This is a genomic window from Bacillus nakamurai, from assembly GCF_001584325.1.
GTDB classification, from domain to species: domain Bacteria; phylum Bacillota; class Bacilli; order Bacillales; family Bacillaceae; genus Bacillus; species Bacillus nakamurai.
The window spans coordinates 64,917-87,523 of sequence record NZ_LSAZ01000042.1 but is presented as its reverse complement, the minus strand read 5'-3'; the positions used below and the strand labels follow the sequence as shown (position 1 = coordinate 87,523).

Below are 22,607 nucleotides of genomic sequence, written 5' to 3'. Positions count from 1 at the left end.
CTGACATGCAGACCGATATATAGAAAAAACCGCAAAGGAGAGTTTCAATGAAAAAAATGGTGATATTTGCGGCTGTTCTGCTGATCGCACTCGGTGCAGCCGGATGTGAAAACAGCCAATCAGACGAAACGGCCGGCCGCGAGACGAAAAAAATCGGGATGATGCTGACGGACAACGGGCTTGGTGACCAGTCCTTTAATGATTCCGGTTTTCAAGGCTTAATGAAAGCAAGGGACGAGCTCGGCGTCACATTTGATTACAGAGAAATAAAGGATACCGGCACATATGAAAAAGGGCTGACCCAGCTTGTAAAAGAAGGGAATGATCTTGTGGTGGCGCTCGGCTACAGCATGCAGCCGGATTTAGAGAAGGTCGCCAAAAAATATCCGAACCAGCAGTTTGTGCTGATTGATTCAGTGTCTGAACTGAAAAATGTTACCTCCGTTACCTTTAAAGAGGATGAGGGGAGCTATTTAGCCGGAGCGCTGGCGGCCATGACAACAAAAACCGGCACGATCGGATTTATCGGCGGCTCAGATGCCGACGTCATTAAACGGTTTAAAAAAGGCTTTTTGGAAGGGGCGAAATCAATTAAGCCAAATATCCATGTGCTGTCTGAAATCAGCGGATCGTTTGATAATGACAAGCTTGGGCAGAAGATCGCCAAACGAATGATTGATCAAAAAGCCGATGTTCTGTTTACGGCGGCCGGTTTTACGGGTGTAGGGGCGCTGAAGGAAGCTGAGGCCGAAAAGAAATACGCGATCGGTGTGGACAGCGACCAGTATTACACTGCCGAACACGCTGTTATTTCCTCTTTAGTGAAAAACGTTGACCATGTGATCTATGAGCTGGCCAAAGATTTAAAAAACAGAAAGCAAATCAAAAGCGGCCAAATCGTTTACGGATTAAAGGAAAATGGCATGGAATTAGCCCAGATCAGAATCGTGAAACATTCAGATGAGCTCACAAAAAAAATCGCTGATATGAAAAGCAAGCTGATCGAAAAGGGAGGGGAATGAGCGTGACATTACGGACCAGACTTCTCGTTAATGCGGCTGTAACGATGATATGCTTTGCCGCTGTCATCGGTTTTACGATTGTAAACATGATGAAGATTCAAGCTTCAAATGAAGATGAGGTTGAAGCGCTGTTAAGCGTCCAGGCGGCAAAGGCTGAACTCAATACATTGAAAGAAAGCATCACAAGCTACTCCTACACGCTCGCCGATGCCCAGAAAGAGAGCGTCCGCACCTATATGAAAAACAGCTCCGGCCGGCTGAGCGCGCTTCAAAAAACAATGACTGACCCGGCGGGAAAAGCCGCCTATGACAAGCTCTCCAAAAAATACGAAACATGGCAGACGGAGGCGGTTGCGGCCCTTAATACAAAGAGTCCGGCCGAAGCGACAAGGACAGCTGCCCGTATAAACGGCCTGCTGAATGACATTTACATGCTCAATCTTGAAAGCCGCAGCCGTTATGAACAGATGCAGAAAGAAACGGCCGATCAAATTCAATTTATCGTTTACAGCGCAGCGGCGTTAACGATCGTGCTCCTTGCCGTCACCGTGTTTTCATCCATCAGGCTGACGAAGAAAATTGCCGGGCCGATCCGCCGGATGGCCGAAAACGCCCGGCAGATCGCAAGCGGAAATCTTGCCGTTGAAAAACTCGATTACAAAGGAAAAGACGAGCTGAAAGAGCTGAATGATTCATTCGGAATTATGACAGAACAGCTCCGCACCTTAATCAAGGCGATCGGAGAGGTGGGCCGTGAAGTGGAAACATTTGCAGAAGGCCTGACGAAAGAAAACCAGACACTCACGGAAATGACCGAGCAGGTGTCCGTATCAACGGAAGAAATGGCAAAGGGCTCACAAACCATTTCAGAAGACTTGCAGCATGCGGTAATATTTATTGAAAAAATGGATGAGCACGCAAAAGCGAACGCTGAACGCTCAAAACAGACGACGGCAAGCAGTGAGGACGCCATTTCAGCGGTGGCTGCAGGCCGAAGCGCTTTAGCAGAAACAAAACAAGCGATTGACAAAAGCAATGAAACATCAAAAGAAATTTCGAAAGCCGCTGATCTGTTCATAGAACACGCGGCGGGAATCAATATGATGGCGCAAACCGTTTCCGAAATTGCCGGCCAGACGAATCTGCTTTCGTTAAACGCAGCGATTGAGGCGGCAAGAGCCGGAGAAGCGGGGAAAGGGTTTGCCGTCGTTGCGGAGGAAATACGAAAACTGGCAGACGGCTCAACAAAAGCGACCGGGCAGATTTTCGATATGGTGAAGCAAATTGAAGCAGGCATCACATCTATTACGGGGGCCGTCAGCACCGGCGTCGCTTTAGCGGACAGGCAGCAGGCGCTGATGGATAAAACATCCGGCTCCTTTGCGCACATCGAACAGAAAGCCGCGCACATTAAGGCGGAGCTTTCTCACTTAGACGGGCAAATCCGTGAATCGAAACAGCTTGGTGAACAAGTGCTGCAGCATGCCGAAAGCATCAGTGCCGTCGTTCAGGAAACAGCCGCCGGAAGCGAAGAAATCTCAGCCTCAGCCTTGGAGCAGCTGTCATCCTTTAAAAACATGACACAAAGCGTTAATGCCCTGCGCAGCCTGACAGAACGGTTAAATGATCAGGTCCGCCGTTTTACATTGTAACGGGCTTTTGCGCCATCCCTGATTTGTTGCAGCCTGACATGAATAACTTCTGAGTGAAAAACAGATACTGAATATACATGTGTTTATATTCATTCTTTTTCGTGAAAGGTGAAAGTAGAAGGGAGGAATGGGGATGAATGAACAAATCCCGCATGAAAAGGGTCTTGATAACAGTCTGGCTTTATTGCGCGATGGCTATGTATTTGTGAAAAACAGAGCGGAGAAGTATCGCTCAGATGTGTTTCGCGCCCGTTTATTGGGGAAGACATTCATTTGCATGAGCGGAGCGGAAGCCGCAAAGCTTTTTTATGACACGGAACGATTTCAGCGGCAGCATGCCCTCCCCAAGCGGGTGCAGAAAACATTATTCGGCACAGGGGCAATTCAGGCAATGGACGGCGAACGGCATAAGCACCGGAAGCTTCTTTTTATGTCGCTGATGACGCCGCCCCGGCAAAAACGGTTTGCAGAAGAGGTGGCAAAACAGTGGGAAGCATCGGCCGAAAAGTGGAAGGATTCAGACCGAATTGTCCTTTTTGATGAAGCGAAGAAAGTGCTGTGCCGGGCTGCCTGTGATTGGGCCGGCGTCCCGCTGAAAGAATCAGAAGTGAAAGAGCGGGCGGAGGATTTCACCGCTATGGTAGACGCATTCGGCGCTGTCGGTCCGCGCCATTGGAAAGGCAGAAGGGCGCGGCCGAAAACGGAGAAATGGTTAGAGGAGGTCATTGAGGATGTGCGGTCCGGCAAGCTGCAAACGCCGGAGGGCTCAGCCCTGTATGAAATGGCTTTTCATACAGAGCTGGACGGGAGCAGACTTGATTCTCATATGGCTGCCGTCGAGCTTATAAATGTGCTGCGCCCGATTGCCGCCATTTCTTACTTCATCACATTCTCAGCTCTGGCATTGCATGAACACTCTGAATATCGGAATAAGCTGAGGTCGGGAAATGATCAGGATGCCGAAAGATTTGTACATGAAGTACGGCGGTATTACCCGTTCGCCCCGTTTTTAGGAGCCGTCGTGAAAAAGGATTTCGTTTGGAAGAACTGTGAGTTTAAAAAGGGGGCATCCGTCATGCTTGACTTATATGGGACAAACCATGATCCCCGGCTTTGGGAGAATCCGAATGATTTTCGCCCGGAACGTTTTCTGGGGCGGGAGGAAAAGGAATTTGATTTCATTCCTCAGGGCGGAGGCGATCCGGCTCATGGCCACCGCTGTCCAGGTGAGGGGATGACCGAGGAAGTGATGAAGGCTTCCCTTGCGTTTCTCACTAATGAAATAGAGTACGATGTTCCGCCCCAAGATCTGAGCTTCAGCCTGTCCAGAATGCCGGCTTTGCCTGAAAGCGGATTTGTGATAAGCCATGTAAGACTCAAATAAAACGACAAAAAAACAGCCCTCTTCCTGAAAAAGAGGGCTGTTTTTGCGATCACAGATGATCGGGTTTTTTTGATTCCTGTTTCTTGCCAGCCTGGCGGTTTTTTTCGGCAAGCCGGTTCTTTTTCTGATTTAGGGCGTTATTGTCAAGCGGTTTTTTATCATCGTCTTTCATACGGCGAAGCCTCCCTTCCTTTCCTCTTAGGATGCCCGGCCGCATTTGAAATTATGGCGTTAAGAAAAAAATCGCAAGCGTTCCCGACCCGGAATGAGCGCCGATGGCTGACCCGATTGAATGAAGAATGACCTCTTTCGGCTGAAACGCTTCTTCGATCTGCTGTTTCATGCTGAGAGCGGTGTCTTCATTATCAGCATAGCTGATTCCTACGGTTTGGTTCTCCCAATCTCCGCCTTCCTCTTTCATCATCTCAATAATCCGCTTAAACAGTTTCTTCTGTCCCCGCAATTTTTCGAGCGGAACAAGCCTGCCGTCTTCCACATGCAGTATCGGCTTTATATTCAGCAATCCGCCGACAAAAGCGGATGTTTTGGAAATTCTGCCGCCCCGCGCAAGGTAGGCTACATCATCCACCGTGAAAATGTGCTTCATATGTGCGCAAAAGTTCTTTACAGACGATTCAATTTCTTGTATCGTATTCCCGTTAACACAGAGTGTTTGAGCGTGCATGACTGCAAGGCCGCACCCTAATGAAGCGCACTTGGAATCGACGATCCGCAAGTCAAAATCGGGGAATTCCTCTTTTACTTCATTGGCGACCATCACGGCCGTCTGATAAGTGCCGGAAAGGCCTGAAGAAAAGGCGAGATAAAGCGCCGGCTCTCCCAGTTCTGCGTATTGCAAAAACACATTTTTAATAGTTTCCGGTGATGCCTGGGATGTTTTCGGAATTTTCCCATCACGCATCGCTTTAAATATATCATCCGCCTGAATGGTGACCGCGTCTTCATATTCTTTGCCGTCAAGTGACACGTTAAGCGGAATAAACCCAATCTGGTTCGCTTCAAAATAAGAACTCGGCAAATCAGAGGCGCTGTCAGCAATAAGGTGAACTGTCATTATAATTCCCTTCTTTCCGGTATTCCTCAAAATATGAGAGATATGCCAACTATATCATATAAATTTGGCAAAATTGTGTTCAAATATTTGTTTTAAGGGAAAAGCTAATAATGAAAATGAGCGGAGGAGCAAGCTATGGTACTTGAACAATCAAAAAAATTAGTAATCGTCGTCATCGGCGCATTTCTGAACGCGGCCGGGCTGAATTTATTTCTCATTCCAGCAAATGTGTATGCGAGCGGCTTTACCGGAGTCGCACAGCTGTTATCAAGCGTCGTTGACCAATACGCCCCCTTTTATATTTCGACAGGAGTGCTCTTGTTCCTCTTAAACATTCCGGTCGGCGTTTTAGGATGGCTGAAGGTCGGAAAGTCATTCACGATCTACAGCGTGTTAAGCGTGGCGCTGACCACCGTCTTTATGGGAATTCTGCCCGAAAAAAGCTTGTCGCATGATATTCTTTTGAATGCGGTATTCGGAGGGGTGATATCGGCTGTAGGCATCGGAATTACGCTGAAATACGGCGCATCAACGGGCGGCCTCGATATTGTCGCGATGGTGCTTGCCAAATGGAAAGATAAACCGGTCGGCACGTATTTCTTCATCTTAAACGGGATTATCATTTTGACGGCAGGATTATTGCAAGGTTGGGAGAAAGCATTATATACCCTTGTCACACTTTATGTCACAACAAGGGTGATTGATGCCATCCATACCCGCCATATGAAACTGACCGCCATGATCGTCACGAAAAAAGCCGAAGAAATCAAAGAAGCGATTTACGGAAAAATGGTCCGCGGCATTACGACAGTGCCGGCAAAGGGCGCTTACACAAACGAGCAGAAAGAAATGATGATCATCGTCATCACGCGGTATGAACTGTACGATTTAGAGAAAATCGTAAAAGAGGTCGATCCGAAAGCCTTCACGAACATCGTCCAAACGACTGGGATTTTTGGTTTCTTCAGAAAAGACTGATAGGAGCGGATAGAATGAAATGGCTGTTTGGCCTGTTTTTCCCGGTCATCTTATTGATCGGATGCAGCAGTCAATCCGGGCAGAAGGAGCCCGCTGAGGAGGTATCGGGAGAGATGAATGAACAACAAGTTGAATTGACCGTTAATCCTGTGCAGACTGATCACCAAATTGAATTTCAAATGTCCTTAAAAAACAAAGGCGCAAATCCGATTGACTTTACATTCAGCTCAGGGCAGAAATTCGAATTGACCGTACATGACCAGCATAACAAGGAGCTGTACCGTTATTCAAAAGACAGAATGTTTACCCAGGCGTTCCAGACCGTCACATTAATGCCGAACGAAACGTATGACTTTTCAGATGTATGGAAAGACGTGCCCGGTCCGGGGACATACACGGTGACGGTGACATTTTTAGGAAAGTCTGATCAGGTCGGAAAAAGACTGAAAACGGTAAAAACATTTGAAGTGAAATAAATGAAAAGCGGCTGTCTGGTTGAAAACCAGCGCCGTTTTTTTTGCTTTAAAGAAAAACCTGCGGAATCCCGCAGGTTATTGCAATTTCTCCAGCTGATCCTGAAATTGGTGCAGCTGCTGACGTTCTGCATCTGTCGAATTGGCGTACGCGGAAGATACGGCATTTTTAGCCCGTAAGACGGCTTTCTGCCGGTCGCCGTCCTCGAAACCGTTTGCAATCATGACAGCCTGTTGGACAAATGATTTTGCTTGAGAGAACAATTCGTTTCTCATTAATAATCGACCTGTCTTTCAGCTGCTTCTTTCGCGCCGTCATGCTGCGCATCCGCTAATGTAGACCGATATGGAAATCTTGCGTCATGTAGGCTGACAGAGTCCTTGCCTTGCTGAATAAACCGTTTTGATTTGTTTCGTTTACCCATTGCAATTTCCCCCTTCCATACTTTGACGAGATGAGTCGTCTCTTTTAGTATGGGCGGGCTGCGGCGGGTTATAAGTGGGAAAAAATTTATATCGCTTCCTACAGAGAAAAATAGTCCTTCAAAAACCGGGCGATTCCGTCCGCTTCGTTTGTGTCGGTGATGCGGTCCGCCGCCTGTTTCACTTCATCCGTTCCGTTTCCCATTGCCACGCCGCATCCGGCAAAGCGAAGCATTTCCAGATCGTTATCCTCATCCCCGAATGCAATGATCCGCTCTCTCGGAACTTTATAATAGTCGCTGATTTTCTTCAGACCGACCGCTTTATTCATGCCGTGCTTAATAATTTCAATCACATGCCACGGAGCGGCCCACCTTCTGTGGTCGATCACTTCGGCGTGGACATCGGATAGATGTGCACGTATGTCCGCCACATCCTCTTCCTTTGCGTGAATTAATACGGACGTCACATCCTCTTTTACGGTTTCTCGCAAATCGCCGAACGTGACACGCGCCGTGTTCATATGAAAGGCCTCGATTAAATGCTCATCATGGTAATGAAAATAAACGTCATCAATGACTTCTGCAAGCACGTTATGTATCTGATAGGCATCGGTGAGATCGGCGAGCTGTTTAACCACGTCAACTGATAAAGACGTGTGGTAGCGGCCCCATGAGTCGTCTTTCGGGTGATGGACAAACGCCCCGTTAAAATTGACAATCGGCGTTGTAAGCTCCAGCTCATCATAATACATCGAACTGGAACGGAACGGACGCCCTGTCGAGATGCAGACATGATGGCCGGCCTCTTTGAGCAATTGGATCGTCCGGGCCGTTTCATGGGATATGGTTTTATCATCTTTTAACAAGGTTCCGTCTAGGTCTAGGGCAATGATATAAGGTTTTGTCTCCATACATAACTCCTTCAATCATATATTTTGCTGCTTTTCTCTTATGTACAGTGTAGCTTTTTACCATCTTTATTGTCTACATGTTACACTTATGATAATGGTTATCCTAAGGAGGGAGTCATCGTGATTCTAATTGATCATCAATCCGTATCCGGCATTCCGTTTTTACATATTGTAAAAGAAGAAAACCGAGCCCGTGCCGTCCCTCTCGTTTTCTTTATTCACGGATTTACAAGCGCCAAGGAGCATAATCTTCATTTTGCCTACTTGCTTGCTGAAAAAGGGTTCAGGGCGGTGCTGCCGGAAGCCCTTTACCATGGTGAGCGCGCTGAACAATTATCGGCAGAAGAGCTTTCTGTCCATTTTTGGGACATCGTCTTAAATGAAATCAGCGAGCTCCGTGTGCTGAAGGAGGATTTTGAGGCACGAGGCCTTATTGATGATGGGCGGATCGGGCTTGCGGGCACGTCAATGGGAGGCATTACGACATTCGGCGCAATGGCTGTATATGATTGGATCAAAGCCGGCGTCAGTCTGATGGGAAGCCCGAATTACACGGCGTTTTTTCAGCAGCAGCTCGAGCATATTCAGCAGCAGGGAATTGACATTGACGTCAGCCAGGAGAAAGTCGATGAACTGTTTGAGCGTCTGAAAACGTTTGATCTCAGCCTGCAGCCTGAAAAATTACGCCATCGTCCGCTGTTATTTTGGCATGGTGTGAAAGACAAAGTCGTTCCGTATGCGCCGACCCGCGGCTTTTATGAAACAATCAAACCGCATTACAGCGAACGGCCTGAGCGTCTTCAATTTATAAAAGACGAACGGGCTGATCATAAAGTTCCGAGACACGCTGTTTTAGAAACAGTCGCGTGGTTCGATAAGCATTTATAAAGCACAAAGGTGTTAAGATAAGCAAGTTTTACGTTATACTGAGGAAAAAGGAGTGATGGAACGTGGAGGAAGCATTAAAAGAAAACATTATGGGCGCCTTGGAGCAGGTTGTTGACCCTGAGCTCGGCGTCGATATCGTCAATCTCGGCCTTGTTTATAACGTTGATATGGATGATGACGGTCTGACGCACGTCACAATGACATTGACATCAATGGGATGTCCGCTCGCTCCGGTTATCGTTGATGAGGTAAAAAAAGCTCTCTCCGATATTCCGGATGTAAAAGAGACGGAAGTTCATATCGTCTGGAATCCGCCGTGGACAAGGGATAAAATGTCCCGTTACGCGAAAATTGCATTAGGCATTCAATAATAAGAAAGGCAGCCTGTTTCAGGCTGCCTTTTTTTACAATACAGAGGGAGTGAGAGCTGTTGATGTATTTGTTAGCCGTTATTTGCCCGCCGCTTGCCGTACTGTTTTCCGGCCGGCCGTTTCAAGCTGTATTAAACCTGATTCTGACCGCTTTCTTTTGGCTGCCGGGCGCCATTCATGCCTGCTTTGTCGTTGCAGACAGGCGTGCGGAAAAAAGGGCAAGGCGCTAAAAAAACCCGAATGCTCTATCTTTCGGGTTTTTGCGTTTTCGTAATAAAAAGGAAAATAGAGGGCGAAGACATGGTATAATAGACCGGCTGCATTCAGGGAGGACGCCATGAAGAAAAAAACACTTCTATTCACCCTTTGTGCCGTCTGTATTTATACGGCGCTGTTCGCCTTTTCCGTTTGTCACAAAGAAAAAGAGCGGCAAAACGGCACCGTGACGGATGTCAGCCGGCTGATGCCCGTGAAAATTAAGCAGACGGTCAAGGGAAAAGAAAAAGAAACACTGATTGAAACGATAAAGGAAGCAAAACGCAAGCATCTGAAAATCTCCATCGCCGGCGCCCAGCATTCGATGGGCGGCCAAACCTATTATGAGGACGGAATTGTTCTCGACATGACGGGCTATAACAAAATACTCGGGCTCGATCAGAAGAAAAAAATCATCAGAGTGCAGGCAGGCGCAACATGGAATGATATTCAGCGCTATGTCAATCCGTACGGGCTGGCGGTAAAGGTCATGCAATCGCAAAACATCTTTACGGTCGGCGGTTCACTGAGCGCCAACGCGCACGGACGGGATATCCGGTACGGCTCACTGATTGATACGGTGAAATCCTTTCATCTTTTGCAGGCAGACGGCAAAGTCATCACCGTCACACCGAAAGATGAGCTGTTTTCTGCCGTCATCGGCGGCTACGGCCTGTTCGGCGTCATCCTTGACGCTGATATTGAACTGACTGATGATGAGCTTTATCAAATGCAGACGAAGCGTATGAACGCCGATACATACAGTCAATATTTCATTCAAAATGTTCAGCACAACCCTGCAGTCCGCATGCATCTGGCCCGGATTGCAACCGGAGAAAAAGGTTTTTTGCATGATATGTATGTGACCAATTACACGCTGGCCGAAAACCAGCAGGAATTAAACCGATATGATGAACTGAAAGAGGACGAACATCCGGCGCTGACGAAGTTCGCGCTCGGTCTGTCCCGCCGGTATGACTGGGGAAGAAACTGGCTCTGGTCTGCGCAGCAATCCTATTTTCTCAGTCAAAACGGCACGAAAATCACAAGAAACAACGTGATGCGGTCAGAGTCCAAATTTTTAGAATATGAAAACGGGGACAACACCGACGTGCTTCAGGAATACTTCGTGCCCGTCCGTGAATTTGCACCATACATCAAAGACTTGCGGCAGACATTGTCACATGAAGACCTGAATCTTGTGAACATTACGATCCGCTACGTGCAAAAGAATGAAAAAGCCGATCTGTCATATGCGAAGGGTGACATGTTTTCGCTCGTCCTTTTAATCAATGAAGGGTTTTCAAAAGAAGATCAGGCAGATACGGCGCGCATCATCAGAAAAATGACGGATACGGCATTGCAGCATCACGGCAGCTATTATCTTCCGTATATGCTGTATCAAACGAAAGAGCAAATGCAGCGGGCCTATCCGAAAAGCGATACGTTCTTTCAGAAAAAACGGAAGTATGATCCGGACGATCTGTTTATGAATTACTTTTACCAGAGGTACAAAACATGAAACGCAATAATTTAAAATGGCTGATTCTTTCACAAAGCAGCGTCTTTTTTGCCAGCAGTTTGATCTTTCCTTTCTACATTTTATTTATTAAAAACATAGGTTCCAGCTACACTCAGTTCGGTCTGTCGTACGGGTTGTTCGGCTTGAGCGGGGCGCTGATCCATCCGCTGCTCGGCCGCCTGTCGGCAAAAGTCGAATCCCGTTTTTTTCTCATGGCCAATTCATGGGGCATGGCGGTGCTTCTGCTTACGTTTCCGCACATCACCGGCGTGTATCAAGTCTACATCGTGCAGGTTTTGTTAGGGCTGTTCGGAGCGATGCAAAAACACGGCGAAAAGATTTTGATCGCCGATTATACCGACAGCGGGGAACGAGGCAGAAAAATCGGGAGCTACCATTTTTGGACTGCCGTTTTTTCCGCGGCGGCCATCATTCTTGGCGGCTTTCTCGCTGATTTTTTTACGGTGCATATCATTTTTTATGCCAGCTCGATATTGTTTTTTATAAGCGGGCTGATGATGAAAACAGGCTGATGGATGCAGCCTGTTTTTTTAGTTTCGCTGCAGAAAAACGTTTCGTAAAAACCCCTCCGCCGTGAGGGGTTTTTTTGACCGGAAATATAGTTGGAAAATGAATGAAAAAATATTAAATATACAATTGAATTAATTTTTATTCATGTTATAATGTTAAATAATTTCACGAAACCAAGAAGGTGAACTCGTTGAAAATAGGAATTATAGGCGCAACTGGTTACGGAGGCGCCGAGCTTGTCAGGATTCTAAATCATCACCCTTATGCAGAGTATTGTATATTATATTCATCAAGCGAAGATGGGAATGCATATACTGATTCGTATCCGCATTTGAGGAATCTGACAAAACAATCACTCCAGCCCATTCATATAGAAACGATCCAAGAAGAAATAGATGTCATGTTCATGGCAGCGCCTCCCGGTGTTTCCGGCGAGTGGTCGCCGCAGCTTGCGGCAGCGGGAATTCCGGTCATTGACCTCTCAGGCGATTTAAGGATTCAAAATCCCGCCGTGTATGAAAAGTGGTATAAACGGAAGGCCGCGCCGAAAGAAACGATCCAAAATGCGGTGTATGGCTTAGCCGAGCTTCAAAAAGAAGAGATTCAAACGGCAAAGCTGATCGCCAATCCGGGATGTTTTCCGACGGCCGTGCTGCTCGGGCTCGCTCCGCTCGCACAGCAAAAGCTTTTGCAAGATTCATTTGTCATTATCGATGCGAAAACAGGCGTTTCCGGCGCCGGACGAAAAGCGTCCATGGGCACCCACTTCTCTGAGCTGAATGATAATTTCAATATTTATAAGGTCAATAAGCACCAGCATACACCTGAAATTGAGCAGCAATTAACGGCATGGCAGCCGAATTTGAAGCCTGTTACTTTTTCAGCTCATCTGGCGCCGATGACAAGAGGCATCATGGCGACGATCTATACGGAAGTAACGTCAGAAATGTCTTCCGCACAATTAAGAGAATTATATTCGGAATTTTACCAAGATTCATATTTTGTAAGAGTCAGGCCGGAGGGTGAATATCCGGCGACAAAAGAAGTGTACGGCAGCAATTTTTGTGATATCGGTGTCACCATTGATGAAAGAACAAACCGGGTTACCATCGTATCTGTCATAGATAACCTGATGAAAGGCGCCGCAGGCCAGGCGGTTCAAAATTTAAATGTGATGAATGGCTGGAAGGAAGAAACAGGGCTTACGATGACGCCAGTCTATCCATAGAACAGGAGAGGAATTCTGAATATGATTCAACTGAGCCAGGAAATAACGAAAATAAAAGGCGGCGTATCCTCGCCAAAAGGATTTGAAGCAAAGGGCGTTCATTGCGGATTGCGTTATTCAAAAAAAGATCTCGGCGCGATTATCAGCGAGGCGCCGGCAGTAAGCGCCGCAGTTTATACGCAGAGCCATTTTCAGGCCGCTCCGCTTAAAGTGACGCAAGACAGCTTCAAAAAAGGAGCGGTACTGCAGGCGGTTATCGTGAATAGTGCGATTGCCAACGCCTGCACGGGAGATCAAGGCTTACAAGACGCTTATCAAATGCGGGAAAGCTTCGCCGGGCAGCTCGGCATTGAACCGGAGCTTGTTGCCGTTTCATCTACGGGCGTCATCGGTGAGCTTTTAGATATGAAAAAAATCCAAAGCGGCATTGAGCTTCTGAACGCCGCGCCTGCGGTGTCCGGCGCTTTTGAAGAAGCGATTTTGACGACGGACACGGTCATTAAACAGACGTGTTATGAGCTGATGATCGGGGATCAAAACATAACGATCGGCGGTGCGGCAAAAGGCTCGGGAATGATCCATCCCAACATGGCGACCATGCTCGGTTTTGTCACGACAGATGCGGCAGTGGAAGAACGGTCTCTGCAAAAAGCGCTGCGTGAGATCACAGACGTTTCCTTTAACCAAATCACCGTTGACGGAGAAACATCGACGAATGACATGGTGCTAGTGATGGCAAACGGCTGTGCGGGAAATGAACGTTTAACAGAGCAGCACCCGGACTGGCCGGTTTTTAAAAAGGGCCTAACGCTTGCTTGCGAAGACCTTGCCAAAGAGATTGCAAGAGACGGCGAAGGGGCGACAAAATTAATTGAAGCCCGAGTCAAGGGAGCGAAAAACAATCTGGAAGCAAACATCATTGCCAAAAAAATCGTCGGCTCAAGCCTTGTCAAAACCGCCGTTTACGGCACCGACGCCAACTGGGGCCGCATTATCGGAGCGATCGGGCACAGCGCAGCCAGTGTAACGGCTGAACAAGTGGAAGTGTTTCTCGGAGGACAGTGCCTGTTCAGAAACAACGAACCTCAGCCGTTTTCAGAAACAGACGCGAAGGAATATTTAACCGGCGACGAGATTACAATTGCAGTCCGCCTGCATGAAGGCGACGGGCGCGGCCGGGCATGGGGCTGTGATTTAACCTATGATTATATCAAAATCAATGCGAGCTATCGCACGTAATAAAGGGGATCGGCATGAAGAAAACAATTGTTTTTAAATGCGGGGGAAGTGTGATCCGCGAGTTATCCGCAGCTTTTTTTCAGAATGTAAAAGAACTCATGCAAACGGGCTGGAGCATTGCCATCGTTCACGGAGGCGGACCGGAAATAACCAATATGCTGAAAAAATTAAGCATTGAAACAGAATTTGCCGGAGGCCAGCGGAAAACCACCAAACCTGTATTAGAAATCGCAGAAATGGTGCTGTCAGGAACGGTCAATAAATTTTTTGTGGCGGAACTTGCCAAAAACGGATTAAAAGCCGCGGGTATATCGGGTAAGGACGGCGGACTTCTGCAGGCGTCCTATCTGGACCAAGGCAAATACGGCGAAGTGGGCGAGATCACAAAAACCGACCCGGCGATCATTCAAGCTTTAATGAAAGATGGCATCATTCCCGTCATCGCTCCGCTTTCTATGACAAGTGAGTTTGAAACGCTGAACGTGAACGCAGATGTGGCGGCATCAGCCGTAGCCGCGGCGCTGAACGCTGATAAGCTCATATTTGTCACGGATGTCGAAGGAATTATGAACGGTCAAAACCTGCTCGATGTCCTGACGCCGCAAGAGGTTCAATCACTCATTGATGAAGGGGTGATTTCAGGAGGCATGATTCCGAAGGTGAAATCGGCTATATCTGCTTTGGGCGAAGGTGTGCCGGAAGTCATGATCGTAAACGGAAAAGGGGCATTTTTTACAGACGGCATCTTCCAAGGGACAAAAATCGTCAAAGAAAAGGAGATTGTGTCATGAGCAGCTTATTTCAAACCTACAGCCGCTGGCCTATCGATATTAAAAAAGCGAAAGGAACGATCGTTGAGGATCAAAACGGAAAAACGTATCTCGACTTTATCCAAGGCATCGCCGTTTCCAACCTCGGGCATTGCGATGATGCAGTGACAGAAGCTGTCAAAGAGCAGCTTGACATCGTATGGCATGTTTCCAACCTGTTTGATAATTCCCTTCAGGAAAAAGCTGCGGCGAAGCTTGCTGAGCACAGCGCGGGCGATCTCGTTTTCTTTTGCAACAGCGGGGCGGAAGCTAATGAAGGCGCAATTAAGCTCGCGCGCAAAGCAACGGGAAAAACAAAAATCGTCACATTCAATCAATCCTTCCACGGGCGCACTTATGCGGGAATGGCCGCTACGGGCCAAGACAAAATCAAAACCGGCTTCGGCCCGATGCTCGAAGGCTTTCATTATCTTCCGTTTAATGATCCGTCTGCATTCAGCACGCTGGCGGAGGAAGAGGATATTGCCGCCGTCATGCTTGAAACGGTGCAGGGAGAAGGCGGAGTCCATCCTGCAGACCCGGAATTCATCGCCGCTGTACAGACATTTTGCAATGAGAAACAAGCGCTGCTCATCATAGACGAAATTCAAACCGGAATCGGCCGGACGGGCAAAGCATTCGGCTATGAGCATTTCGATCTCAAACCGGATATTATCACGGCTGCCAAAGGCTTAGGAAATGGCTTCCCGGTTGGAGCCGTCATCGGCAAAAAGAAGCTGGGTGAAGCCTTCACACCGGGCTCTCACGGCACGACCTTCGGCGGCAACAAGCTTGCAATGGCGGCGGTGAATGCGACGCTGCAAACCGTTTTTCAGCCGGAATTTCTCCAAGAGGCGGCGGATAAAGGCCGTTTTCTTCAAGCGCAGCTGAAAAGTGAGCTGACAGGTCCTTTTGTCAAACAAATACGCGGAAAAGGGTTATTAATTGGAATTGAATGCGCAGGTCCTGTTTCCGGCATCATTGGAGACCTCCAGGTGCGCGGCCTTTTGGTGCTTCCGGCCGGCCCGAATGTCATCAGGCTTCTTCCTCCGCTTACGGTATCTAAAGAAGAAATCACGACAGCCGTCAGCAAACTGAAAGAAGCGATCGAAGCGCATTCCGCGGTCAATCAATAATTTTTTTTAGTTTTGATAGTATAAAAATTCATTTTTATAATTAATTATTCATCAAGAGGTGGGCATTAGATGAAAGGGTATTTAGTATTGGAAGATGGAACTTCATTTAGCGGTGAACTTGATCAAGAAGCGTGCTGCACAGGCGAAGCTGTTTTTTTTACGGGAATGACGGGCTATCAGGAAGTGCTGACGGATCCGTCATATAAAGGGCAGATTATCGTCTTTACGTATCCGCTGATCGGAAATTACGGAATTAATGAGAAAGACCTTGAAAGCAAAATCCCTCAGGTGAAGGCCGCCGTCGTCTATGAAGCATGTGAACACTTTTCACATCATGAAGCAATATCAAGTGTAAGGGAGTACTTAAATAAATGGAACATCCCGCTTCTGACCCAGGTTGATACGAGAGCCGTCGTTAAAAAAATCCGCTCAGGCGGCACGATGAACGCCGCCATTTCGACATCAGAAGCACCGCCTGCTGCCTTGCCGAGGGAAGAAAATCCGGCGCAAACGGCAGCCGCAAAAGACATCACCGTCATGGGAGACGGACAACAGCATATCGCGCTGATTGATTTCGGCTTTAAAAAATCGATCGCATCATCACTCATGAAACGGGGCTGCAAGGTAACGGTCATTCCGTATCCGCAAATGAACGCTGTTTATGACATCAATCCTGACGGAATCGTGCTCTCAAACGGACCCGGGGATCCGAAATCGATCGCGCCGTACATGAAGCAGATTTCATCCATCATCAGTGATTTTCCGACGCTTGGCATTTGTCTCGGCCATCAGCTGATCGCCCTCGCTTTTGGAGGAAATACGTATAAGCTTCCGTTCGGGCATAGGGGAGCCAACCACCCCGTTATTGACCGTAAAACGAAGCGGGTGTTTATGACAAGTCAAAATCACAGCTATGTCGTAGACGAAACATCAATTGACGAAAACGAGCTGTCCATCAGGTTTCATCATGTCAATGACGCGTCAGTCGAGGGGCTCAGTCACAAACGGCTTCCTGTTTTAAGCGTCCAGTTCCACCCCGAAGCCCATCCCGGACCGGCTGAGAGCGAGTGGATATTTGATGAATATATAGAGAAAGTGATACCAGCAAGGAGAGAAATCGCTCATGCCTAAAGATACGACAATTTCAAGCATATTAGTCATCGGTTCAGGCCCGATTATCATCGGCCAGGCGGCTGAATTTGATTATTCAGGCACACAGGGCTGCATGGCTCTGAAAGAAGAAGGATACCGTGTGATCCTGGTAAACAACAATCCAGCAACGATTATGACGGATGAGGCCTTTGCCGATGAAATCTATTTTGAACCTCTCACAACCGAAAGCCTTGAGGCTATTATCGAAAAAGAAAAGCCAGACGGGCTGCTTGCTAATTTAGGAGGCCAAACCGCGTTAAATTTAGCTGTTAAGCTTGAAGAAGCAGGGGTGCTGAAAAAGCATCATGTGAAGCTTTTGGGCACATCTGTGGAAACCATTCAAAAAGGAGAAGACCGGGAACAGTTCCGATCTTTGATGAATGAGCTTCATCAGCCCGTTCCGGAAAGTGAGATCGTCGACAACGAAGAAGACGCTCTCCGTTTCGCAGAATCGATCGGGCTCCCCGTCATCCTGAGACCGGCTTATACGTTAGGCGGAAAGGGAGGCGGAATCGCCCGGACGAAAGAAGCGTTTCAGAAACTTATCAAGCAGGCGCTTTTAGCAAGCCCCATTCACCAATGCCTGATCGAAAAAAGCATCGCAGGCTTTAAGGAAATTGAATACGAGGTGATGCGCGACAGAAATCACACATGCATTACCGTCTGCAACATGGAAAACATAGATCCGGTCGGTGTGCATACAGGGGACTCGATCGTTGTCGCACCGTCTCAAACCTTAACGGATCAAGAATATCAAATGCTGCGGTCGGCAAGCTTAGCGATAATTTCGGCGCTTGATGTGGTCGGAGGCTGCAACATTCAATTTGCGCTTGATCCGTTCAGCAAACAGTACTACGTGATTGAAGTAAATCCAAGGGTCAGCCGGTCATCCGCTCTTGCCTCAAAAGCAACCGGCTATCCGATTGCCAAAATGGCGGCAAAGCTGGCCGTCGGCTATACGCTTGACGAACTGAAAAATCCGCTGACAGGCTCCACATATGCAAGCTTTGAACCGGCGCTTGATTATGTCATCGTCAAATTCCCGCGCTGGCCGTTTGACAAATTTAAAAATGCCGACCGCACGCTCGGAACGAAAATGAAGGCAACAGGCGAGGTTATGGCTATTGAAAGGAATATGGAAGCGGCCATTCAAAAAGCGGCGGCCTCCCTTGAATTGAAAAATATCGGCACCCGCCTGCCTGAGCTCGGCGGCTATACGCTGAAACAGCTGTGGGAATTAGCCGAGGTGCCGGATGACCGCCGATTTTTCGTCGTGATGGAGCTATTAAGCCGCCGAGTGACTATAGAAGACATTCATGCAAAAACAAAAATCGATCCGTTTTTTCTCCATTCGTTCCGCCATATCATCATGCTGGAAAACAAGCTGATGGAAGAAGGGGAAAACCTGTCTGCGCCGCTTTTGAAACAAGCGAAGGTAAAGGGATTCACAGACGAGATGATCGCATCCCTCACAGGCAAAACGGAAGAAGCCGTCCGTGCTCTCAGAAAAGAATCCGGGATCAAGCCATCGTTTAAAATCGTGGACACGTGCGCAGCTGAATTTGACGCCAAAACGAACTATTTTTACTCCACGTATCTCGGTGAAAGTGACGGAGATATCAGCCGCAAAGAGAAAAAACGCGCGCTCATTATCGGTTCAGGCCCGATCCGCATCGGCCAAGGCGTAGAATTTGATTACAGCGCCGTTCACGGTGTTTTAACCCTGCAAAAGCTCGGGTTTGAAACGGTCATGATCAATAACAACCCGGAAACGGTGAGCACGGATTACGAAATTGCCGATCGGCTCTATTTCGAACCGCTGACGACAGAACATATTTTAAATGTAGCGGAACATGAAAATATCGATTTTGCCATTGTCCAGTTTGGAGGGCAAACCGCTATCAATGCTGCTGAATCGCTGGAAAAAGCGGGCATTCCGCTGCTCGGAACGTCATTTGAGACGCTTGATGCGCTGGAGGATCGGGACCTCTTTTATAAGCTGCTGGATGAACTCGGCCTGAAGCATGCAAAAGGGGAAACGGCTTATTCTAAGGAAGAAGCCGTCCGAAAAGCAATCAGCATCGGATATCCGGTGCTGATTCGCCCTTCCTACGTCATTGGCGGTATGGGAATGATCATCATCGAATCAGAAACGGCTCTCTCCGGTCTCCTTGAAGAGGAAACAGGCATGCCGTATCCGATTCTTATCGATCAATATATCGAAGGAAAAGAAGTGGAGATCGATCTGATTTCTGACGGGAAAGAGGTCTTCGTGCCGACGTATACTGAGCATATTGAACGGGCCGGCGTCCATTCGGGCGACAGCTTTGCGATCCTTCCCGGACCGTCCGTCACTGCGGAACTTGAACGAGGCATGAAGCAAGCCGCAGAAAAAATTGCGAAAAAACTGTCATTCAAAGGGATCATGAACATTCAATTTGTCATCGAGAAAGGGGAGATTCTCGTTCTCGAAGTGAATCCGAGAGCAAGCCGCACAGTTCCCGTTATCTCTAAAGTGATGGGAGTGCCGATGATCCCGCTCGCCGTCCGGCTGTTAGCGGGCGCATCCTTACAAGACGTGAACCCGGTCATTCAAAATCAGCACGGAACAGCGGTCAAATTCCCAGTGTTCTCATCCCACGCCATCCAGGATGTGGACGTGAAGCTTGGACCGGAAATGAAGTCGACGGGAGAAGGCATGTGTGTCGCATTTGACGCCGAAAGCGCCTTGAAAAAAATCTACGCGCATGTGTGGGAGAAAAAAGGAAGCATCTATTTAGAAGGCGGAGATGAAGAAACGGCCCAACTGGCAGAAGCCGCGGGCTTTACAGTGTACGACAGCTCTTTTTCAGCCTGGGCAGACCGAAAGGATAAAGCGATCCATATCAATTTCAATGACTCTGAAGAAGCCCGCAGTCAGCGGCTTGAAGCCATGACACACGGCGTGACGGTCTTTACCGAACCGGAAACTGTAAAAGCGTTCTTAGCGAGCGGCTCCGGAAAGCCTCAGCCTGTTTCACTCAGAGATCTCTATCAAAAGGAAGTGGCGTCATGCACACAGTAAATGCTGAACATGCTTTAACCAATTTGTACGGAAAAGATTTTCTGACGTTAAAGGACCTCAGCGCGTCCGACATCGATGCGCTTCTAACGGAAGCCTCATCATTAAAACAAAACCCGATCCAGCCGATCTTCCAAGGAAAAACACTGGCGATGATTTTTGAGAAATCATCGACGCGGACGCGTGTGTCCTTTGAAGCGGGAATGGCGCAGCTTGGAGGGACAGCGCTGTTTCTGTCAAGCAGCGACCTGCAGCTGGGGCGCGGCGAGACGGTCGCGGATACGGCGAAGGTGCTGTCCGGATTTGTTGATGCCATTATGATCCGCACCTTTGAACATGAAAAAGTCGAGGAGCTTGCCAAGCACGCTGCCATTCCCGTCATTAACGGGCTGACCGACCGGTACCATCCTTGCCAGGCGCTCGCGGATCTGTTAACGATTCAAGAAATAAAGGGTAAGCTGAAGGGCGTAAAAGCCGCTTATATCGGCGACGGGAACAATGTAGCGCATTCCCTTATGATCGGGTGCGCTAAAATGGGCTGCGATATTGCCATTGCTTCGCCGAAAGGCTATGAAGTTGAGGAAGAGGCGGTGCATGCGGCAAAAGAGGCCGCGGCGCTGTCCGGAACAAAGATTACCCTGACCGAAAATCCTCAAGAAGCGGTGCAGGGCGCTGATGTAATTTATTCCGATGTGTTCACAAGCATGGGACAGGAAGAAGAGACGCAGCAGCGGCTTACGGTTTTTGCGCCGTATCAAGTAAACGAGTCGCTCGTCAGCCTCGCAAAGCCGGACTATACATTTTTGCACTGCCTGCCCGCCCACCGGGAGGAAGAGGTTACGTCTGACATTATCGACGGCCCGCACTCTGCAGTATTTCAACAGGCAGAAAACCGGCTCCACGCCCAGAAGGCGCTGCTGATAGCTCTTCTTGGCAAACAGCAATAACCAAGAAAGCCGCCGAATCCGGAATCGGCGGCTTTTTTATTGAACATATTATCCCTCACACAAGCGCATACTACATTAAAAAGAAAAAGGAGGAAATGACGTGGGACAGCAGCATCAATTCCGGCCCGGACAAAAAGCGCCGAATAACGGTGTGTACGTTGAAATCGGCGAGACGGGGAGTATGGTTAAAAATCCCCAAAAAATCAAGCTGACCGCAGGAGACATGTTTCCTGAAACCTCAAATCACAATAGGCTGTGGACGTACCAAAGAAAGCCGTGAACGAAAAAAACCTGCTGGTCAGCAGGTTTTTTCATTTCATCAATTAATGCTGGCCGGCATCCTGCTTTACAGGCATGATTTCCGCAAGAACAAAGACAAGCACCGCAATGATGACGGCAATAACGGAAGATTGCTTAAAGCTGTATGCCGCACTGTTCATGGAGGCGATCAGATAACAGGCCATATGTGATAAAAGGAACGTCCAAATAAAAGCAATAATAAATCGCACGTTTCCACCTCGTCCTTCATTTTATTCTACGTTGTATCATACCATACATAAAGCGCGGGCGAAAGGCAATTTTCGCATCAAAATGAAGGTCTCAGGCATAGACATTCACTCTGCTTCCCGGCTGTTTAATGGTAAAATAGAATATCGGTATTTGGTATAATAGCCAAAACATAGGGGTAAATAGGGGTTTACCTTATCCGTTTCATTTCTATTTACATAAGATAGCGAGAGATTAGGAGTGAAAGGAGGCGGGAAGGCATGGGGATAACGGAAAGGTTTTTCCAATTGTGGTCTGAGCCGAACGTCATCCATCTGCCGTACCGGCCGAACGGCTTCGGCGTCTTTATCCTTGGTGACAGAACGCACTTTGTCAGCGGGGACTCCAGCTTTTGGCTCGAGCATTACGGAAGAAACCAGCTGTTAAATATGCTGAGGGAAAAAGGCTATACCATTTTCAACAGCAATTTGTACGGGCGGCACTGGGGAGCAGAAAAAGCGGTTGCCTACGCCAAGCAGCTGATCCACTATGTGCTGAAACAAGAAATCCTCAATCCGAAAATTCATCTGCTGGCAGACGGTATGGGCGCCCTCTGTGCCGATCAATTGCTGCGTTTTTCCCCGGAGCATATCCGTTCAGCCGCGATGCTGAATCCTTGTCTTGATCTTCAAGCTCATTTTGAATCTGAAAAAGAAAATAAATTTTTCTATAAACAATTTCTGAAGGAAGCGTCCTCAAGCTTCGGCATATCCGAAAAAGAAGCAAGCTCACGCCGCTATCAAACCATTTCAGGCTTCTCGACCCGCGTTCCGGTACATATTTGGCAAAGAATGACCGGAGCGCCGTATCCATATCCCCTGCATGCGAACGCATATAAAGAAGCGCAGGAAAAGGCCGGAAGCAAAGCGGAAATTACGTATCATTTATTTGAGCCTCCCGCACGGATGTATGACGCCATCTGTCAGTTTTTCCGCAGGCATGAAAAAGAACTGTAGTGAATAGAATACAACAGCCATCTCTTTTTAGAGGGCTGTTTGGCTT

25 protein-coding genes are annotated in these 22,607 nt (G+C 48.0%); 19 read left to right on the top strand and 6 right to left on the bottom strand.

Features of this window, described 5'->3' with window-relative positions; translation table 11 throughout:
* Positions 1 to 47: 47 nt before the first annotated feature.
* From AXI59_RS18065 to AXI59_RS18055, 3 genes are all read left to right on the top strand, one after another.
* On the top strand, positions 48 to 1,022 hold the full coding sequence (locus AXI59_RS18065; RefSeq protein ID WP_061528926.1) for a BMP family lipoprotein: 975 nt from the start codon (positions 48 to 50) through the stop codon (positions 1,020 to 1,022).
* 2 nt (positions 1,023 to 1,024) lie between these two features.
* Positions 1,025 to 2,674, top strand: a complete 1,650-nt coding sequence (locus tag AXI59_RS18060) for a methyl-accepting chemotaxis protein (RefSeq protein ID WP_061528929.1) — start codon at positions 1,025 to 1,027, stop codon at positions 2,672 to 2,674.
* Positions 2,675 to 2,807: 133 nt separating this feature from the next.
* A complete protein-coding gene (locus AXI59_RS18055) occupies positions 2,808 to 4,058 on the top strand; it encodes a CYP152 family fatty-acid peroxygenase CypC (RefSeq protein ID WP_061528925.1) in 1,251 nt (416 codons plus the stop codon).
* A gap of 49 nt (positions 4,059 to 4,107) precedes the next feature.
* Here the strand turns inward: AXI59_RS18055 and AXI59_RS19895 are convergent, their stop codons facing one another.
* Together AXI59_RS19895 and AXI59_RS18050 are read right to left on the bottom strand one after the other, a co-directional pair.
* A complete protein-coding gene (locus AXI59_RS19895) occupies positions 4,108 to 4,230 on the bottom strand; it encodes a hypothetical protein (protein ID WP_014470021.1) in 123 nt (40 codons plus the stop codon).
* A gap of 51 nt (positions 4,231 to 4,281) precedes the next feature.
* Positions 4,282 to 5,133: a DegV family protein gene (locus tag AXI59_RS18050; protein ID WP_061528924.1), complete on the bottom strand. Its 852-nt coding sequence runs from the start codon at positions 5,131 to 5,133 to the stop codon at positions 4,282 to 4,284.
* 135 nt (positions 5,134 to 5,268) lie between these two features.
* Here AXI59_RS18050 and AXI59_RS18045 point away from each other — a divergent pair, with 135 nt between their 5' ends.
* Both AXI59_RS18045 and AXI59_RS18040 read left to right on the top strand, forming a co-directional pair.
* Positions 5,269 to 6,111 (top strand): YitT family protein, encoded by an 843-nt coding sequence (locus tag AXI59_RS18045; RefSeq protein WP_061521785.1) that lies wholly within the window; start codon positions 5,269 to 5,271, stop codon positions 6,109 to 6,111.
* Positions 6,112 to 6,125: 14 nt separating this feature from the next.
* Positions 6,126 to 6,587 (top strand): BsuPI-related putative proteinase inhibitor, encoded by a 462-nt coding sequence (locus tag AXI59_RS18040; protein ID WP_061528923.1) that lies wholly within the window; start codon positions 6,126 to 6,128, stop codon positions 6,585 to 6,587.
* 75 nt (positions 6,588 to 6,662) lie between these two features.
* On the opposite strand, the gene AXI59_RS18035 is transcribed toward AXI59_RS18040, so the two are convergent.
* The 3 genes from AXI59_RS18035 to AXI59_RS18030 form a co-directional block, all read right to left on the bottom strand.
* A complete protein-coding gene (locus AXI59_RS18035; protein WP_061521787.1) occupies positions 6,663 to 6,860 on the bottom strand; it encodes a DUF3813 domain-containing protein in 198 nt (65 codons plus the stop codon).
* Positions 6,860 to 7,009 (bottom strand): hypothetical protein, encoded by a 150-nt coding sequence (locus AXI59_RS20100; protein ID WP_167348392.1) that lies wholly within the window; start codon positions 7,007 to 7,009, stop codon positions 6,860 to 6,862. The genes AXI59_RS18035 and AXI59_RS20100 overlap by 1 nt, the downstream gene beginning before the upstream one ends.
* A gap of 98 nt (positions 7,010 to 7,107) precedes the next feature.
* A complete protein-coding gene (locus AXI59_RS18030) occupies positions 7,108 to 7,920 on the bottom strand; it encodes a Cof-type HAD-IIB family hydrolase (RefSeq protein WP_061528922.1) in 813 nt (270 codons plus the stop codon).
* Between the two features lie 120 nt (positions 7,921 to 8,040).
* Between AXI59_RS18030 and AXI59_RS18025 the strand changes: the two genes are divergently transcribed.
* From AXI59_RS18025 to AXI59_RS17970, 13 genes are all read left to right on the top strand, one after another.
* Positions 8,041 to 8,808 (top strand): prolyl oligopeptidase family serine peptidase, encoded by a 768-nt coding sequence (locus AXI59_RS18025; protein WP_061528921.1) that lies wholly within the window; start codon positions 8,041 to 8,043, stop codon positions 8,806 to 8,808.
* 62 nt (positions 8,809 to 8,870) lie between these two features.
* Complete coding sequence (locus AXI59_RS18020; RefSeq protein ID WP_061528920.1) at positions 8,871 to 9,179, top strand: metal-sulfur cluster assembly factor; 309 nt, start codon at positions 8,871 to 8,873, stop codon at positions 9,177 to 9,179.
* Between the two features lie 59 nt (positions 9,180 to 9,238).
* On the top strand, positions 9,239 to 9,409 hold the full coding sequence (locus AXI59_RS19580) for a YqaE/Pmp3 family membrane protein (protein WP_082791811.1): 171 nt from the start codon (positions 9,239 to 9,241) through the stop codon (positions 9,407 to 9,409).
* Between the two features lie 107 nt (positions 9,410 to 9,516).
* Positions 9,517 to 10,956 (top strand): FAD-binding oxidoreductase, encoded by a 1,440-nt coding sequence (locus AXI59_RS18015; protein ID WP_061528919.1) that lies wholly within the window; start codon positions 9,517 to 9,519, stop codon positions 10,954 to 10,956.
* Positions 10,953 to 11,489, top strand: a complete 537-nt coding sequence (locus tag AXI59_RS18010) for an MFS transporter (RefSeq protein ID WP_061528918.1) — start codon at positions 10,953 to 10,955, stop codon at positions 11,487 to 11,489. The genes AXI59_RS18015 and AXI59_RS18010 overlap by 4 nt, the downstream gene beginning before the upstream one ends.
* 188 nt (positions 11,490 to 11,677) lie before the next feature.
* A complete protein-coding gene (argC, locus tag AXI59_RS18005; protein WP_061528917.1) occupies positions 11,678 to 12,715 on the top strand; it encodes an N-acetyl-gamma-glutamyl-phosphate reductase in 1,038 nt (345 codons plus the stop codon).
* A gap of 21 nt (positions 12,716 to 12,736) precedes the next feature.
* Complete coding sequence (gene argJ / locus AXI59_RS18000; protein ID WP_061528916.1) at positions 12,737 to 13,954, top strand: bifunctional ornithine acetyltransferase/N-acetylglutamate synthase; 1,218 nt, start codon at positions 12,737 to 12,739, stop codon at positions 13,952 to 13,954.
* A gap of 14 nt (positions 13,955 to 13,968) precedes the next feature.
* The gene (gene argB, locus AXI59_RS17995; RefSeq protein ID WP_061528915.1) at positions 13,969 to 14,745 is read left to right on the top strand and encodes an acetylglutamate kinase; all 777 of its coding nucleotides are present in this window, start codon (positions 13,969 to 13,971) and stop codon (positions 14,743 to 14,745) included.
* Entirely contained in the window at positions 14,742 to 15,899 is a 1,158-nt protein-coding gene (locus tag AXI59_RS17990; RefSeq protein ID WP_061528914.1) for an acetylornithine transaminase, read from the top strand. Before argB ends, AXI59_RS17990 begins: the two co-directional genes overlap by 4 nt.
* A gap of 69 nt (positions 15,900 to 15,968) precedes the next feature.
* The gene (locus tag AXI59_RS17985; protein WP_061528913.1) at positions 15,969 to 17,030 is read left to right on the top strand and encodes a carbamoyl phosphate synthase small subunit; all 1,062 of its coding nucleotides are present in this window, start codon (positions 15,969 to 15,971) and stop codon (positions 17,028 to 17,030) included.
* Complete coding sequence (locus AXI59_RS17980) at positions 17,023 to 20,115, top strand: carbamoyl phosphate synthase large subunit (protein WP_061521798.1); 3,093 nt, start codon at positions 17,023 to 17,025, stop codon at positions 20,113 to 20,115. The genes AXI59_RS17985 and AXI59_RS17980 overlap by 8 nt, the downstream gene beginning before the upstream one ends.
* Entirely contained in the window at positions 20,103 to 21,059 is a 957-nt protein-coding gene (gene argF / locus AXI59_RS17975; RefSeq protein WP_061521799.1) for an ornithine carbamoyltransferase, read from the top strand. Before AXI59_RS17980 ends, argF begins: the two co-directional genes overlap by 13 nt.
* Positions 21,060 to 21,159: 100 nt before the next feature.
* A complete protein-coding gene (locus AXI59_RS17970) occupies positions 21,160 to 21,339 on the top strand; it encodes a YjzC family protein (RefSeq protein WP_061521800.1) in 180 nt (59 codons plus the stop codon).
* Between the two features lie 43 nt (positions 21,340 to 21,382).
* On the opposite strand, the gene AXI59_RS17965 is transcribed toward AXI59_RS17970, so the two are convergent.
* Positions 21,383 to 21,568, bottom strand: coding sequence for a YjzD family protein (locus AXI59_RS17965; protein ID WP_061528912.1), 186 nt, complete (start codon positions 21,566 to 21,568; stop codon positions 21,383 to 21,385).
* A 258-nt stretch (positions 21,569 to 21,826) separates the two neighbouring features.
* Between AXI59_RS17965 and AXI59_RS17960 the strand changes: the two genes are divergently transcribed.
* Positions 21,827 to 22,561: a hypothetical protein gene (locus AXI59_RS17960; RefSeq protein ID WP_061528911.1), complete on the top strand. Its 735-nt coding sequence runs from the start codon at positions 21,827 to 21,829 to the stop codon at positions 22,559 to 22,561.
* Positions 22,562 to 22,607: the final 46 nt, after the last annotated feature.

What these genes read in the sequence shown, in the direction of transcription:
- AXI59_RS19895 (WP_014470021.1), bottom strand. Translation starts at nt 4,230, where the DNA reads ATGAAAGACGATGATAAAAAACCGCTTGACAATAACGCCCTAAATCAG.
- argB (WP_061528915.1), top strand. Translation starts at nt 13,969, where the DNA reads ATGAAGAAAACAATTGTTTTTAAATGCGGGGGAAGTGTGATCCGCGAG.
- AXI59_RS17960 (WP_061528911.1), top strand. Translation starts at nt 21,827, where the DNA reads ATGGGGATAACGGAAAGGTTTTTCCAATTGTGGTCTGAGCCGAACGTC.
- AXI59_RS18015 (WP_061528919.1), top strand. Translation starts at nt 9,517, where the DNA reads ATGAAGAAAAAAACACTTCTATTCACCCTTTGTGCCGTCTGTATTTAT.
- AXI59_RS20100 (WP_167348392.1), bottom strand. Translation starts at nt 7,009, where the DNA reads ATGGGTAAACGAAACAAATCAAAACGGTTTATTCAGCAAGGCAAGGAC.
- AXI59_RS18040 (WP_061528923.1), top strand. Translation starts at nt 6,126, where the DNA reads ATGAAATGGCTGTTTGGCCTGTTTTTCCCGGTCATCTTATTGATCGGA.
- argF (WP_061521799.1), top strand. Translation starts at nt 20,103, where the DNA reads ATGCACACAGTAAATGCTGAACATGCTTTAACCAATTTGTACGGAAAA.
- AXI59_RS17990 (WP_061528914.1), top strand. Translation starts at nt 14,742, where the DNA reads ATGAGCAGCTTATTTCAAACCTACAGCCGCTGGCCTATCGATATTAAA.
- argJ (WP_061528916.1), top strand. Translation starts at nt 12,737, where the DNA reads ATGATTCAACTGAGCCAGGAAATAACGAAAATAAAAGGCGGCGTATCC.
- AXI59_RS18035 (WP_061521787.1), bottom strand. Translation starts at nt 6,860, where the DNA reads ATGAGAAACGAATTGTTCTCTCAAGCAAAATCATTTGTCCAACAGGCT.
- AXI59_RS17985 (WP_061528913.1), top strand. Translation starts at nt 15,969, where the DNA reads ATGAAAGGGTATTTAGTATTGGAAGATGGAACTTCATTTAGCGGTGAA.
- AXI59_RS18030 (WP_061528922.1), bottom strand. Translation starts at nt 7,920, where the DNA reads ATGGAGACAAAACCTTATATCATTGCCCTAGACCTAGACGGAACCTTG.
- AXI59_RS18055 (WP_061528925.1), top strand. Translation starts at nt 2,808, where the DNA reads ATGAATGAACAAATCCCGCATGAAAAGGGTCTTGATAACAGTCTGGCT.
- AXI59_RS18045 (WP_061521785.1), top strand. Translation starts at nt 5,269, where the DNA reads ATGGTACTTGAACAATCAAAAAAATTAGTAATCGTCGTCATCGGCGCA.
- AXI59_RS18065 (WP_061528926.1), top strand. Translation starts at nt 48, where the DNA reads ATGAAAAAAATGGTGATATTTGCGGCTGTTCTGCTGATCGCACTCGGT.
- AXI59_RS18050 (WP_061528924.1), bottom strand. Translation starts at nt 5,133, where the DNA reads ATGACAGTTCACCTTATTGCTGACAGCGCCTCTGATTTGCCGAGTTCT.
- AXI59_RS18010 (WP_061528918.1), top strand. Translation starts at nt 10,953, where the DNA reads ATGAAACGCAATAATTTAAAATGGCTGATTCTTTCACAAAGCAGCGTC.
- AXI59_RS17980 (WP_061521798.1), top strand. Translation starts at nt 17,023, where the DNA reads ATGCCTAAAGATACGACAATTTCAAGCATATTAGTCATCGGTTCAGGC.